This window comes from Ferruginibacter sp. SUN106, from assembly GCF_050611765.1.
GTDB lineage: Bacteria > Bacteroidota > Bacteroidia > Chitinophagales > Chitinophagaceae > Ferruginibacter.
In genome coordinates, this window is sequence record NZ_JBODJC010000002.1 from 1,230,046 (window position 1) to 1,244,480 (window position 14,435).

Below are 14,435 nucleotides of genomic sequence, written 5' to 3' on the forward strand. Positions count from 1 at the left end.
ATAGTTCATTAATTAAAAAACATCAACGCCTCATCCATGACTACACTCATTAAAAAAAACCGGATAGAATCCATCGATCTGCTTCGTGGTATTATCATGATCATTATGGCGCTGGATCATAGCCGTGATTATTTTCATCATTCAGCATTGGTGGAAGATCCTTTGAGCCTGGCTACCACAACGCCGTTTTTGTTCTTCACCCGGTGGATCACCCATTTTTGTGCACCAATTTTTTTATTCCTCTCAGGTGTATCGGCATGGTTGCAAAGCGGCAGAAAAACAAAAAAAGAACTCAGTCAGTTTTTAATTACCCGTGGGCTCTGGTTGATATTAGTTGATCTTACCATCATAACATTAGGTACAACCGGTGATCTTTATTTCAGCTATTTTATTATTCAAACACTTTGGGCAATCGGTATCAGTATGGCGATATTGGGGTTGATGATATGGTTACCATTTTATGTTATACTGGCAACAGGATTGGTTATCGTACTTGGGCATAATGCACTTGATTTTGCAGAGGCCAATCATCAAGGCGATTATCCATTTTGGTGGCAACTGTTGCACAGGCAGGCTGATGTTCCATTGTGGAGCGGGCATCATTTATTTATATTTTACCCTTTTCTTTCCTGGAGTGGATTAATGATGCTGGGCTATTGTTTTGGTAAAGTATTTACCACTTACGAACCAGCTAAAAGAAGTAAAATTCTTATAGCAACAGGATTAGGCTTACTCGTATTCTTTGCAGCATTACGTTATACAAATAGGTACGGCGATCCTTTGCATTGGTCTGTACAAAAAAATGGAGTGTATACATTTTTGTCTTTTATGAATGTGCAAAAATATCCACCATCATTGTTGTACATGTGTGCTACCATTGGTACTGCACTCATCTTTCTTGGATTAGTTAAGAACACGGAAGGCCGTCTTTCAAAAATATTTATTGTGTATGGCAGGGTACCCATGTTCTATTACATCATTCATTTTTATTTGCCGAGTACGATAAATATTATTTTGTACTTATCCCGTGGCCATAGTGTTGCAGATGGATTAAAAGGCATACCGGGCTCGCCATGGAAATTTTCTGCTCCCGGCGAAGGGTATAGCCTGGCAATAGCTTATGCTATCTGGATAACTGTTGTAATTACATTATATCCTTTGTGCAAATGGTATGACCGGTATAAGAGCAGTCACCCTGAAAAAAAATGGCTGAGTTATTTATAAAAATTATCAAATGAAAAAAATAACACTGCTGTTAATGGCATTTGTATTTTCAACTGTGTTAATGGCGCAGGAAACATTAACGCCCCATCAGCAGGAAGTACAGCAAACGGTTATAAAAATGTTTGAGGCTTTATCCAAACGGGATTCTGTGGGCTTAAAAACTTATAGCACAGCAGATATTAGTTTGTATGAATACGGCCAGGTATGGACTATAGATACACTGATACTGAAAGCAATCACATTGAACCAGTCAGCCGATTTTAAACGTACCAATAGCTTTGAATTCATCAATACCAATGTAGATAAAACAACAGCATGGGTTACTTACCGGCTTCAGTCTGTAGTAACCAGGGATGGAAAACTATCTACTGTACAATGGTTAGAGACAGTAGTTTTAGTGAAGCTAAAAAAACAATGGAAAGTAAAACACCTGCATTCAACATTGATCAGGCGAAGTTAAAATTAACAGTAAAATATTTGAATCAGTAAAGTGTTAAGTTGAGTTTAACCAAAGTGCCGGATTAAAATAAATAGTGTTACCGGGTAATAAACTTTGTGACAGAGGAAATTAATACGGCCTTAGTTTATTATCTTACAAAGCCTTGTCCAATACTATGCAAATCTGCTTTAACCCCCCTTCGGCTTTTTCGTGAAAAATAAAATCAGACAGAAAATATGCAAACCTTAAATCCTGTTCAAACCAACGAGAGGGAAACTTTTATGGATGTATTGCGTGGCTTTGCCATCCTCGGCATTTTTATTGCCAACCTGGGAAGCGGTTTCAGCGGCTATAGCGAGGATGCCCATTTAAGCGGTCCCTTGCTGGTACCTAAACTGGATCATGCCATGAGTTTCCTGCACCATATGTTCATTGAAGGAAAATTCTATTCTATTTTCAGTTTGTTATTTGGCTGGGGCATTGCCCTGCAGGTAAAAAGAGGCATGGACAAAGGCATCAATGCTATTCCAACGGTAAGGAGAAGACTATATTTTATGTTGCTGCTCGGTTTTATTCATTTAATGATCTGGCCCGGGGATATTGTTTTCTTTTATGCCCTCTTGGGATTTTTGTTGCTGCCATTGCGAAAATTGTCTAACAAAACATTATTGATAACAGGTGCCGTACTGATGCTTTCACCTATTTTATTGTATTGGCTTAAAATGACTTTTCACGACTTAAACTACCCTGCTCAAAAATTACAAGAAATGGGTAACTGGGCTGATATAAAGTTGAACCCGAAGTTGAAGGATATTACAAGCCAGGCAGAGTATATGGAAGTAATGAAAAATGCTAATTGGTTCGATATATTAAAAGGTAATATGGCCGGTTTCTTTTACAGGTATAGTTATTTATTTTTTGTAAGCCGTATTCCCAAAGTGTTGGGTATGTTCCTGGTTGGTTATGTAGTAGGCCGTTCTGATTTTTATAAAAATATTCAGCAGCATAAAAAAATATTGTACTGGGTTATTGGTATCGGGTTGTTAGTAGGGCTGCCTGCTAACTATATGCTGGCGCATTACATGTCTTATTTTGAAGGAGATTATTTCGGGCTTAAAATAAATGGTTTTTACGAAACTATTGCCTATGCATTTGGCGTGGCCGAGCTGGCTATGGTGTACGTTGCTTTGTTCATGCTCAGTTTTCAAACCGCTGCTGGTAAAAAAATATTATCTGTGCTGGCTCCCGTAGGTAAAATGGCATTCAGCAATTATATCCTGCAATCCCTCACCGGCAATTTTGTTTTTCTTGGCCCTGGTTTAAATTATGGCGGACAAGTAGGCCCGTTCTGGTACACCATCCTCGGTATCGGGTTCTTCATCTTCCAGATTATTCTTAGTACTATATGGTTAAAATATTTTAATTACGGTCCGTTAGAATGGTTGTGGCGCAGTGCTACCTATAAAAAATGGCAACCAATGAAAAAAACAACTTCAATTGCCTGATATGATAGAAGAAAATAAAAACATACCGTCAGACGTGAATAGTGAATCGTCAATGGTGAATGAGGAAATTGTTCCATCAATTACGCCAGCTGAAGAAGTTGAAAATCTTTTGCCTGGTGAAGCACAACTAAAATCCGAAATCGAAAATCAACAATCTGAAATCGACAACATGGAAGTACATCATCATACACACCCAAGCCACGGCAAAAAAACATGGAAGGAATATTTCTGGGAATTCTTTATGTTATTCCTGGCTGTGTTCTGCGGTTTTTTAGCCGAGTATCAATTGGAACAAACCATCGAACACCATCGTGAAAAACAATACATAGAATCTATGGTGGCAGATTTAAAGAGCGACCAGGAAGTATTGTCGCAAAATATTGCCTGGGTAAAAACCGGTATTGCCATGATGGATTCACTCACCACCATTTTAAATACACCATCGCAAATTGCTGCTCATACTGGTGAATTGTATTTTTTTGTACGGCTGGCACCAAGACTAAAACCATTGGTTAATAATAGCAGAACATTTGAGCAATTAAAGAACTCCGGTAATTTCAGGCTGATACGGCAACTGGAAGCTTCTAATAAAATAATGACCTACTACGAAAAATTTCCACTGGTGCGTTTACTGGAATCAATTAATGAAACAGAATTTACAGAATATAAAAAAGCAGTGGCAAAAATTTTTGATCCCGTAGTGCTTGTTAGTATGGAAGGCAACAGGGATGAGATATTGCGTATTAAAGATAATCCGCCATTGCGAACCATGGACAAAGAAATGCTGCAGGAATTATCTGTGTTTGCAGTGTACATGCGTGGTACCAAAAAAGGGGTGCTGGGCGCCGACGAAGAATTGAAAACTGCAGGTGCCGAATTGATTGCTTATTTAGAAAAGGAATATCACCTGGAATAAAAAAGTACTTATGGTCAGTGTTGTCGCTGAACATCGGCAAAATTCCGTTCGGTGAAGACACCGACCGGGGAAAGACACCGGCCGGGGAAAGAAAAAATACCCATGGCCGGTGTCTTCACCGACCATGAAAAAAATATAACGATGCAACAACCATTACAACTTAACAGCAAAAGGATCGGGTCCGTCGACCTGCTTCGTGGCCTGGTTATGATCATCATGGCACTGGACCATGTAAGAGATTATTTTCATGAGGGTGCATTTATGTACGATCCGCTTGACCTGGGAAAAACCAGCACGGTATTATTTTTTACAAGATGGATCACTCACTTCTGTGCGCCGGTGTTTATGTTTCTCGCCGGTACAGCTGCATGCATTTCGGGGCAAAAGAAAACTAAAAAAGAATTATCACTTTTTCTTTTATCCCGTGGCTTGTGGCTGATCTTTTTAGAACTGACATTGATTGCATTTGAGTGGAATTTCGATATTACTTTTTCCAACATTTATTTTATTGTGATATGGGCATTAGGCATAAGTATGATCGCTCTTGCAGGTTTAATTCATTTACCTTTTAAGTTGATCCTTGCAATTGGTATTGTATTGGTAGCAGGCCATAATCTTTTAGATACCGTTCGGATAAACGGAAATAATTTGCCTGCTTTTGGCTGGGCATTATTGCACCAACAGAATTTCTTTACCTGGCATGGAAAAAATATTCTTGTAGGCTACCCGGTATTGCCCTGGATAGGTGTAATGGCATTAGGCTATTGCCTCGGCATATTATATTCCAAAGATTTTGATGCTGCAAAAAGAAAAAAAATGCTGCTGCTCATCGGCAGCGGTGCCATTGTATTATTTATTTTGATCCGCTTTATTAATGTATATGGAGATGCCTCTCACTGGAGCAGCCAGCCATCCGTATGGTACACTGTGCTTTCATTTATTAAAGTCACCAAATACCCGCCTTCCTTATTATACGTTTTAATGACATTGGGGCCTGCCATACTTTTTCTTGCTGTAACAGAAAATGTAAACAACAAGGTTTCAAAGATCATAAGTATTTATGGCCGTGTTCCCATGTTCTATTATATACTGCATATTTTCCTGGTGCATTTATTTACGCTGCTGGCTTCGGGATGGTTCACTCATTTTGGTTTCAGGATATGGATATTAGAACAACCTTTGTGGTTTTCAACTAACCTGAAAGGCTACGGTTTTTCTTTAGGCATCGTTTACCTTGTCTGGATAAGCATCGTGGTTATGTTGTATCCATTATGCAAATGGTATGATAATTATAAAACCAATCACAAAGAAAAATGGTGGCTGAGTTATTTGTAAAATAAATTACCATGCCCGGGCCTTCGCTGACTGATCAAATTCCGGTCGGTGAAGACACCGGCCAGGGGAAGAAAAGACACCACCGGGGAAAAGAAAAAATTTACGATCATGCAACAACCATTACAACTTAACAACAAGAGAATTGAGTCCATCGATCTGCTTCGAGGCCTTGTTATGATCATCATGGCACTCGATCATACCCGTGATTTTTTTCATAGCGAAGCACTCACCGGAGATCCGCTCAATCTTTCTACCACCACTCCATTCTTATATTTTACAAGATGGATCACCCATTTTTGTGCACCTACATTTGTTTTTCTTTCAGGTGTATCGGCATGGCTGCAAAGCAGGCGAAAAACCACTGCTGAGCTTAGCCGCTTTTTAATTACCCGTGGCTTTTGCCTGGTTTTTTTAGAACTTACTGTTATCACATTGGGCATCACCGGCGATATCCACTTTGGCATTTTTGTGTTGCAAACTATCTGGTCTATCGGCATCAGCATGGTTATTTTAGGAGTAGTGATTTGGTTACCATTTAATGTAATTCTTATTACAGGTTTATTAATTGTATTCGGCCATAACCTTTTAGATTTTGCCGAAGCAAAACAAATGGGAAATGTAAATGAGTTCTGGCGTTTTTTACACAAACCCGGTATGCTTCATTTATGGGGCAATCATATGCTGGGGGTGTTTTATCCTTTTTTACCATGGACGGGGCTGATGATGGTGGGTTACTGTGCCGGTAAAATTTTCAGCGATGTAGAACCTGAAAGAAGAAAAAAAATATTGCTGCTTACCGGCTTTGGCGCATTGCTGTTCTTTGCAGCATTAAGGGCAACCAATATGTATGGCGATCCTTCTCGCTGGTCATCACAAAAAGATGGCGTATATACTTTTCTTTCATTTATGAATGTCACCAAGTATCCGCCTTCTTTATTGTATACCTGTGTTACTGTTGGTTGTGGGTTGATCTTTTTAGCATTGGTAAAAAATACCGGCAGCCATCTTTCTAAAATAATTATTGTGTACGGCAGGGTACCTTTCTTTTATTATGTGTTACATTTTTATTTATTACACATTATTGAAATCTGCTGTTATTTATCAAGAGGACATAGTGTGGCAGAAGGTATGACAGGTGCACCAGGCATTCCGTTTAAGTTTGCAGCACCTGGCGAAGGTTATAGTTTATGGGTGGTATATGGTATTTGGGCTGCTGTTGTAATTGCATTATATCCTTTATGTAAATGGTATGATAACTATAAAACCAATCACAAAGAAAAATGGTGGTTGAGTTATTTGTAATATAAATAACCATGGCCGGTGTCTTCACCTACCATAACCAAAATTTCGTTCGGTGACGACACCGACCGAGGCTAAAAAATAATCGTTATGAAAATTATTACAACACTACTGTTATTTATTTGTATTCAGTTTACAGGTAAAGCACAAAAACCCCGTGCAAGAGACATCGGAATTCCGTTTGACGGCACACCGGGAAAATTCAATGCCATCACCGATGTAAAAGGAGTTGAAGTAGGCTACAGCACCATCATTACCGGCGAAGGAAAAAACATCCGTGGCAAAGGCCCTGCCCGTACAGGCGTAACCGCCATTTTACCAAGAGGCAAAAACAATAATCCTGTGTATGCTAACTGGTATACTTTAAATGGTAATGGAGAAATGACAGGTACTACATGGATAACAGAGTCCGGTTTTTTAGAAACACCTGTTATGATCACCAATACCAACAGCGTGGGTGTGGTAAGAGATGCGGTATTAAAATGGTTTGTAAAAACGGGTTGGTATAAAGAAGATTTTTGGTACACTTACCCTGTAGTGGCAGAAACTTATGATGGTTTCTTAAACGATATTTATGGTTTTCATGTAAAAGAAGAAAATGCATACGAAGCATTGGATAGTGCAAAGAGTGGCTTTATTAAAGAAGGTAATGTAGGTGGCGGCACTGGTATGATGTGTTTAGGATTTAAAGGTGGTACCGGCACTGCATCAAGAGTGATAAAAATTAAAGATTCCAGTTATACTGTTGGTGTGCTGGTACAATCCAATTTTGGTTCTAAACGAAATTTTACCATTGCCGGAGTGCCTGTTGGCAAAGAATTAAAAGACACCATGAATTATGAATTTAAAGCACCGCCTTCCTATCAGCCCGGTGATGGTTCTATCATTGTGGTATTGGCAACAGATGCACCATTGTTGCCACACCAGTTAAAAAGAATTGCTGCAAGAGTGGCGTTGGGTGTAGGCAAAGTAGGTGGCCGTGGAGAAAATGGTTCCGGCGATATCTTCATTACGTTTTCAACCGCCAATCCACAGGCTTTTCAAAGAGATAATTTTACTAAAGTAGAAGTGTTGCCTAACGATATGATCAATCCGTTATTTGATGCTACTGTACAAGCGGTTGAAGAAGCCATCATTAATGCAATGGTAGCAGCAGAAACCATGGAAGGTATTAATGGTAATAAAGCTTATGCTTTGCCACACCAGTTAGTGCTTGATGTGTTGAAAAAATATAACCGTATTAAATAGATAGCTTAAAAATTTATTGCTAAATATTTTATTGACTGATGAAAAAAAACAGTTAGCAGTTAGAAGGAACATCAATTAAAAATATTATTATGAAGCAAATCATTCTTTTCCTTTTTACTATATCCTTTTTTATCAGTGCTCACAGCCAGCCTTTACCTGATAGTATAAAAACAAAATACCTTGCTGCAAAAACTGATGATGAAAAGGGAAACCAGCTTTTTTCTTATTTCAGTACGCAATTGGTTACTGATAGCAATACAGCTACAAATACCCTGGCGCTGCTCGACTGGTTTGCAAAACAACATGATGAAGTGGGTAAAGATTATACCAATATAAAACTTGCTGGTATTTTAACGGCTAAAGGTGATTTCCCGGCTTCGTTAAATTTATTGTTCCAGGTATTATCACGGTTTGAAAAACGTAAGGATAATTTTGGCATGGGATTAACTTATCGTGCCATCGGATCTACCTATATGTCGGCAAAAGATTATCACCAGGCTGCTGAATATTTAAAAAAACAGATTCCCCTAGCGTTGGCCGATAACCAAAAGGAGTTACTATCCAGGGTTTACAATGGAGTTGCTTGTGCCTATGGCGAGGGAAAGATGGCTGATTCCGGAATGGTATATGCCCAAAAAGCGGTGACGATGGATACTGAATTAAAGAATTATTTTCAACTGGCCATTTCCACCAGCACACTGGGCGAAAATTATATTGCAGACGGGCAATACGATATTGCCTTACCTTTTCTTAAAAGAACTTTTGATTATTATCAAAAAAACAAAGCACCGTCGCCCTACATGGATGCTTATTTAAAAAATGATTTTGCTGAAGTTTTCCTGGCAACAAAAGTATATGACAGTGCAAACTATTATGCCCGCCTGGCCTTGCAGGTAGCTATTCCGTTTGATGTAAAAGACCAGAGCATGCGCTCTTATGAATATTTGTATAAAAGTTTTGAACAAACCAATCAACAAGACAGCCTGAATAAATATTTTCGTTTAGCCATGCTTACAAAAGATTCACTTTTTACCCTGGAGAAAATAAAAAACATACAAGCCCTGGGTTTTCGTGAGGAATTGCGGCAGCAGGAAATTGCAGCAGAAAAATTAAAAACCGAAGAAGAACGAAAAGAAAATATTCAATATGCATTGATCGCATTGAGTATTGTAAGCATTATAGTGTTGTTTTTACTCCTGAGCCGTACTTTGATCACCAATACAAAAGTGATTGAATTTTTAGGCGTGGTAGCACTGCTTATCGTTTTTGAATTCCTCAATTTATTATTACATCCTTTTTTAGAACGCATCACCCATCATTCGCCTGTGCTGATGCTACTGGCATTAGTTTGTATTGCAGCATTATTAGTACCACTGCATCATAAAGTAGAGCATTGGGCAACAAAAAAATTAGTAGAAAAAAATAAACAGGTAAGATTAGCCGCAGCAAAAAAAACAATTGAACAGCTAGATAAAAATTAAGCAAGCATGGCAAATAAAAGAGCTTTTCCCGGGCCGATACCCATTTTAATGTTAGTGATCATACTGGCTGCAGCGGGCACCTGGTTGTTACCTGCCGGGCAGTACAATAAACTTGCTGTAAGTGGTAAGAATTTTACAATGGTTACCGATACCAATGAGATTATATTACCGCTAACACAAAAAACTTTGGACAGCCTTGGCATACAAATAAAGGTAGAAAAATTTATTGCGGGTGATATACGCAAGCCCGTATCAGTGCCCGGCTCTTTTACCAAACAAAAAAGAAACCAGCAGGGATTCATTAATATTTTACAAGCCCCTGTCAAAGGCATTGTAGATAGTGTGGAAATTATCTTATTCGTTCTTGTTATCGGCGGCTTCATGTTTGTATTTAACGAAACAGGTGCTATGGTAAAAGGCATTACCTGGCTGGCACATACTATGAAAGGCCGTGAACAATGGCTCATCGCTATTCTTACTATTGTACTTTCATTTTTTGCAGGCTCGTATGGAATGTATGAAGAAGCGATTATTTTTTACCCGATATTGGTGCCTCTGTTTTTAGCTGCAGGGTACGATCTGCTGGTTCCTCTGGCTATCATTTTCGGCGGCACCACCATTGGTTCGCTCCCCGCTTTCTCCAATCCATTTTCTGTTATCATCGCATCTAATGCAGCGGGCATCAACTGGATGGATGGGTTAGGCGAACGCCTGGTACTCTGGGTAATTGTTACGGGATTATTAGTTTGGTATATTTTGCGCTATGCTGCTAAAATAAAAAAAGATCCCACCGCTTCGTTGGTATATAAAATTGATGGCGAAGTAAAACCATTGTATGAAATAAATATCAGCAACGAAACCAGTACCCCTAAACTGGAGGGAAAAACAAAATTGTTGTTACTCATCTACATCGCTACTTTTTTAACCATGATTGCCGGTGTGGTATTTTTGGGTTGGTGGACAACAGAAATGTCTTCGCTGTTCCTCGGTTCATCTATACTGGTGGCTTTAATAACAGGCCTTAATGAAAAAGTATTCATCCGTGAATTTACTAATGGTGCAGGAAGTTTACTGTCGGTTGCTTTTATAATCGGTGTAGCCAGGGGCGTTACTATTATTTTAAACGACGGGCATGTAAGCGATTCTATTTTGTATTATACAGCTAATTTGGTACAAGGTATACAGCCGGCATTTTTTATTTTATTGCTGCTATTGTTTTATGTGGTCTTTTCCATTTTCATACAATCTTCTTCGGGTATGGCGGTATTAACTATGCCCATCATAGGTGCATTGGCTATATTGGTGCATGTGCCCGGCAGAGAAATTGTGAATTCTTATATGTATGGTATGTGCCTCATGTCTTTCCTGGCACCTACCGGGCTTATATTACCATCGCTGGCCATGGTTAATATTAGTTTAAAGACCTGGTTTAAATTTATTATGCCGCTGCTGATCATGTTTGCCATCATCAGCATAGTGGCATTGGTAATCGGCATTTACCTGTAAGTAATTTACCTCCCTGGTCGGTGAAGACACCGACCAGGGAAAAAAGATTGAGTAGTTTAAAAAAGAAAGGAAACGTTTACAAACAACCGCTGGCAGCTGTTATAACAGATACCATTAAAAAATCAAAAGAGATTGGTAACTTACAAACCAAAACACAATACAATTTTGTTACAATGAACAGGAAACATAAAAACGATGCGGTAGACTGGAAAACAGTGTGGTCGCCCAAGAATCTTTTACTGATATTATTAGGCACTTCACTGGCTGTTTTAGCCATGAAAGGTTTTATGATTCCTAACAGCTTTATGGATGGCGGCATTACCGGTATCTCCATTTTATTGTACGAGTTATTTCATTTTAATATCAGTTTCCTGGTCATCATTCTCAATGTACTTTTTGTGTATTTAGGGTATAGAAGAATTGGAAAAACCTTTGCAGTGCAAACCTCCATTGCAGTAATACTGCTTTCCATCGGTTTACTTTTTGTTCATATAAAGCCTATTACCACTGATAAATTACTCATCGCAACATTTGGTGGTATTTTAATGGGCACCGGTGTAGGTTTGGTCATCCGTGGCGGCGGTGTAATTGATGGTGCTGAAGTAATTGCAGTGTTTACAGGTAGAAAAACCGGTTTTTCCAACAGTGAGATCATCATGCTCATCAACACCCTCATTTTTGCAGTAGCTGCTTTTGAACTGGGTATCGAAACGGCCATGTATTCCATCATCACTTATTTTACAGCTTCCCGTGCCACCAATTATGTGGTAGATGGTATTGAAGAATTCACTGCTATGAACATCATCTGTTCCATGCCCGAAGAAGTAAAAAGTTTATTGGTGAACGACCTGGGCAAAGGCATTACCGTATACAAAGGCGAAAGAGGTTATTTGCCCGGCAGCTTTGAAGTGCGTACAGAAAGCGACATCATTGTTACCATTGTTACCCGGCTGGAAATAAAACAAATTCAGGAAGCCATAATAGAAATAGATCCCAAAGCGTTTATTTATGTGCAAAGTATTAAAGAGGCAAGTGGCGGCATCTTAAAAGCAAAAGCGCATGCAAAGTAAACTGCACATGAAGGAGTTTGTGATAGACCTGCTGAAAGATAATCTTCCGGTATGTTATTACTATCACAATCACGAACACACTTTGTATGTGCAGGAAAAAGCAATACAGATTGGCCGGCATCAAAACTGTACCGAAAAAGAAATGGAACTGCTGAGTGCTGCTGCATTATGGCACGATACGGGCTATATCAGTTCTTACACCGGCCACGAAGAGGCCAGCTGCAAACTGGCCACAAAATATTTGCCTGAATATGGCTTTTCCGACAACGATATCAAAAAGATCTGCGGCATGATCATGGCTACCAAAGTGCCGCAATTGCCAAAAAATAAACTGGAAGAAATTATTGCTGATGCCGACCTGGAATATTTAGGTACCATCTGTGTAACAGAAAAAGCCGGTAATTTATTTAAAGAATTACAATCACTCACCCCATCATTAACGAAAACTGCCTGGGATAAAATGCAAATAGCTTTTTTGCAAACCCATCATTATTTTACTGCTTACTGCAAAGAAAAAAAAGAGCCCGTAAAACAGGCTTACCTGAAAGAATTAATGAATACTGTAGCATAAATTTTTCCGTACCTCCTGTAAATACTGATTGAATATCCTTCAAAAGAACTTTGCAATTGCATTGCAGATCCACTCCCCTTTTTATTTAACTACCTGAAACAAGGCAGGTATCAAACATTAATATAAAAAAACAAATGAAACAAGCCTTAAAAAGCAACGCTGCAGTCATTGCTATTGCTACCGTTATGACTTTATTTTTTGCTGCCTGCAGTAACAGTGTATCAAATACAACAAACGATGAAAAGCAAATCACTGCAATGCTGGATTCATTTAATGTGGCGGCAGCAAAAGCAGACTTTAATAAATATTTTAGTTACTATACCGATGATGCCATCTTTACCGGTACTGATGCTACAGAGCGTTGGGATAAAAAAGCATTTATGGCCTGGGCAAAACCCATTTTTGATAAAGGTCATGCCTGGAATTTTACAGCCCTGGAGCGCCATATTTATTTTGATAAAACCGGCAGCCTTGCATGGTTTGATGAATTATTAAATACACAAATGAAAATATGCCGTGGTTCGGGTGTATTGGTAAAACTTGATGAGGGTTGGAAAATTCAGCAATATGTATTATCAACCACCGTACCCAACAGCCAGCTTGATTCTGTTATAAAGATCAAAGCACATGAGGAAGATTCCATCATCAATAAATTATCCGGAAAATAATAATGAAAGCAAGATCGATCACAGGAAGTTCTGCAGCAGCAATTAAAATTGCTTTGGAAAAAAGTATGGCAGATGGTTATACTCCAACACTTGCAGTTATATTTTTAACTGAAATAAAAGATATCGACGAAATTACTGCCACTATGGATGCAGCAGGAATATCCATATTCGGCGCCAGCACTTCAGAAAAATTTAATGAAGATGGTATTGATCCCACAGGCATTGTTATAATGCTATTGGATATGAATGCGGATAATTTTAAAATTGTTTTAAAAGATTTTGAGTCGCCTGCAACTGCGTATGAAGCGGCATGCCAGGTGGGTGAAGCAGGCAAAAATTATTTTGATCATCCTGCATTTATCATTTCCACTGCTGATATCAGAATTCCCGGCCAGGAAATTATCAAAGGCTTATTAAACAAAGCAGGAGCTGACATAACCATTATTGGTGGTGCTGCAGGCGAACCGGTAACTTTTAGCGGCACCGTATTCACCAATCAATCTAAAAGTAATTCCGGTTTAATATCATTGATACTGGATGAAGATAAAGTGGATGTAAAAGGAGTTGCCGTATCAGGCTGGAAACCTGTGGGTATTGAAAAAAGAATTACTAAAAGTGATGGTAACTGGGTATTTACTATCGATGATGAACCTGCTATAGAAGTAGTAAAAAAATTCCTGGGAAAAGAAATTGTTATGACTGACAAAGCAACAGGGCTGGACACTTATCCATTACAGGTTCAAAGAGCTTTTGGAAAACCAATGATGCGGCCAATTATATTTTGGAATGAAGAAGACAAGTCTATAATGTTAGGCGCTCCTGTAGAAGAGGGAGATAAATTCCGGTTTTCGCTTCCGCCCGACTTTGAAGTGATCGATACCGTAATAGAAAGCACTAAAACAATAAAAGAAAATGAATTGCCGGATGCTGATGCCATGATTGTTTTTTCCTGTGTGGGAAGGCTTTCGCAATTGGGCCCCATGTTATCTGCAGAATTGAATGGGTTAGCCGCAACATGGAATAAACCAATGGCAGGTTTTTTCTCATTGGGAGAATTTGGTAAACTGGATGATACCCGGCCGGAATTTCATGGCACAACGGTGAGTTGGGTGGCATTGAAAGAAAAATAGCCGGTCCGCAGGACTCATTTGAGGAAGGCGATAAGACGTTTAG

The 14,435-nt window shown here is 39.0% G+C and carries 13 protein-coding genes; all 13 read left to right on the forward strand.

Translation table 11 applies throughout. From position 1 onward, the window contains the following. Positions 1 to 36: 36 nt before the first annotated feature. Complete coding sequence (locus ACQ334_RS11105) at positions 37 to 1,224, forward strand: DUF1624 domain-containing protein (RefSeq protein ID WP_430988279.1); 1,188 nt, start codon at positions 37 to 39, stop codon at positions 1,222 to 1,224. Positions 1,225 to 1,234: 10 nt separating this feature from the next. Beyond that, positions 1,235 to 1,684, forward strand: coding sequence for a nuclear transport factor 2 family protein (locus ACQ334_RS11110; protein WP_430988280.1), 450 nt, complete (start codon positions 1,235 to 1,237; stop codon positions 1,682 to 1,684). Positions 1,685 to 1,899: 215 nt separating this feature from the next. After that, complete coding sequence (locus ACQ334_RS11115) at positions 1,900 to 3,168, forward strand: DUF418 domain-containing protein (protein WP_430988281.1); 1,269 nt, start codon at positions 1,900 to 1,902, stop codon at positions 3,166 to 3,168. 1 nt (position 3,169) lies between these two features. Further along, the gene (locus tag ACQ334_RS11120) at positions 3,170 to 4,084 is read left to right on the forward strand and encodes a hypothetical protein (protein ID WP_430988282.1); all 915 of its coding nucleotides are present in this window, start codon (positions 3,170 to 3,172) and stop codon (positions 4,082 to 4,084) included. Positions 4,085 to 4,135: 51 nt separating this feature from the next. Next, positions 4,136 to 5,419, forward strand: a complete 1,284-nt coding sequence (locus tag ACQ334_RS11125) for a DUF1624 domain-containing protein (RefSeq protein WP_430988283.1) — start codon at positions 4,136 to 4,138, stop codon at positions 5,417 to 5,419. A 48-nt stretch (positions 5,420 to 5,467) separates the two neighbouring features. Beyond that, positions 5,468 to 6,721 (forward strand): DUF1624 domain-containing protein, encoded by a 1,254-nt coding sequence (locus ACQ334_RS11130; RefSeq protein WP_430988284.1) that lies wholly within the window; start codon positions 5,468 to 5,470, stop codon positions 6,719 to 6,721. 87 nt (positions 6,722 to 6,808) lie between these two features. Next, positions 6,809 to 7,966 carry a P1 family peptidase gene (locus ACQ334_RS11135; protein WP_430988285.1) on the forward strand — a complete coding sequence of 386 codons (1,158 nt, stop codon included), beginning with the start codon at positions 6,809 to 6,811 and terminating at the stop codon, positions 7,964 to 7,966. A gap of 89 nt (positions 7,967 to 8,055) precedes the next feature. Then, complete coding sequence (locus ACQ334_RS11140) at positions 8,056 to 9,447, forward strand: hypothetical protein (protein ID WP_430988286.1); 1,392 nt, start codon at positions 8,056 to 8,058, stop codon at positions 9,445 to 9,447. A gap of 6 nt (positions 9,448 to 9,453) precedes the next feature. Next, positions 9,454 to 10,953: a YfcC family protein gene (locus ACQ334_RS11145; protein WP_430988287.1), complete on the forward strand. Its 1,500-nt coding sequence runs from the start codon at positions 9,454 to 9,456 to the stop codon at positions 10,951 to 10,953. A 20-nt stretch (positions 10,954 to 10,973) separates the two neighbouring features. Then, positions 10,974 to 12,023, forward strand: coding sequence for a YitT family protein (locus ACQ334_RS11150; RefSeq protein ID WP_430988288.1), 1,050 nt, complete (start codon positions 10,974 to 10,976; stop codon positions 12,021 to 12,023). Further along, the gene (locus ACQ334_RS11155; RefSeq protein WP_430988289.1) at positions 12,013 to 12,594 is read left to right on the forward strand and encodes an HD domain-containing protein; all 582 of its coding nucleotides are present in this window, start codon (positions 12,013 to 12,015) and stop codon (positions 12,592 to 12,594) included. Before ACQ334_RS11150 ends, ACQ334_RS11155 begins: the two co-directional genes overlap by 11 nt. Before the next feature lie 134 nt (positions 12,595 to 12,728). Beyond that, entirely contained in the window at positions 12,729 to 13,262 is a 534-nt protein-coding gene (locus ACQ334_RS11160) for a nuclear transport factor 2 family protein (RefSeq protein ID WP_430988290.1), read from the forward strand. A gap of 2 nt (positions 13,263 to 13,264) precedes the next feature. Next, the gene (locus tag ACQ334_RS11165; protein ID WP_430988291.1) at positions 13,265 to 14,392 is read left to right on the forward strand and encodes an FIST signal transduction protein; all 1,128 of its coding nucleotides are present in this window, start codon (positions 13,265 to 13,267) and stop codon (positions 14,390 to 14,392) included. Positions 14,393 to 14,435 lie beyond the last annotated feature (43 nt).

Bases quoted from the DNA above. Each gene is read 5' to 3' on its own strand.
- ACQ334_RS11105 (WP_430988279.1), top strand. From the start codon at position 37: ATGACTACACTCATTAAAAAAAACCGGATAGAATCCATCGATCTGCTT.
- ACQ334_RS11110 (WP_430988280.1), top strand. From the start codon at position 1,235: ATGAAAAAAATAACACTGCTGTTAATGGCATTTGTATTTTCAACTGTG.
- ACQ334_RS11115 (WP_430988281.1), top strand. From the start codon at position 1,900: ATGCAAACCTTAAATCCTGTTCAAACCAACGAGAGGGAAACTTTTATG.
- ACQ334_RS11120 (WP_430988282.1), top strand. From the start codon at position 3,170: ATGATAGAAGAAAATAAAAACATACCGTCAGACGTGAATAGTGAATCG.
- ACQ334_RS11135 (WP_430988285.1), top strand. From the start codon at position 6,809: ATGAAAATTATTACAACACTACTGTTATTTATTTGTATTCAGTTTACA.
- ACQ334_RS11140 (WP_430988286.1), top strand. From the start codon at position 8,056: ATGAAGCAAATCATTCTTTTCCTTTTTACTATATCCTTTTTTATCAGT.
- ACQ334_RS11145 (WP_430988287.1), top strand. From the start codon at position 9,454: ATGGCAAATAAAAGAGCTTTTCCCGGGCCGATACCCATTTTAATGTTA.
- ACQ334_RS11155 (WP_430988289.1), top strand. From the start codon at position 12,013: ATGCAAAGTAAACTGCACATGAAGGAGTTTGTGATAGACCTGCTGAAA.
- ACQ334_RS11160 (WP_430988290.1), top strand. From the start codon at position 12,729: ATGAAACAAGCCTTAAAAAGCAACGCTGCAGTCATTGCTATTGCTACC.
- ACQ334_RS11165 (WP_430988291.1), top strand. From the start codon at position 13,265: ATGAAAGCAAGATCGATCACAGGAAGTTCTGCAGCAGCAATTAAAATT.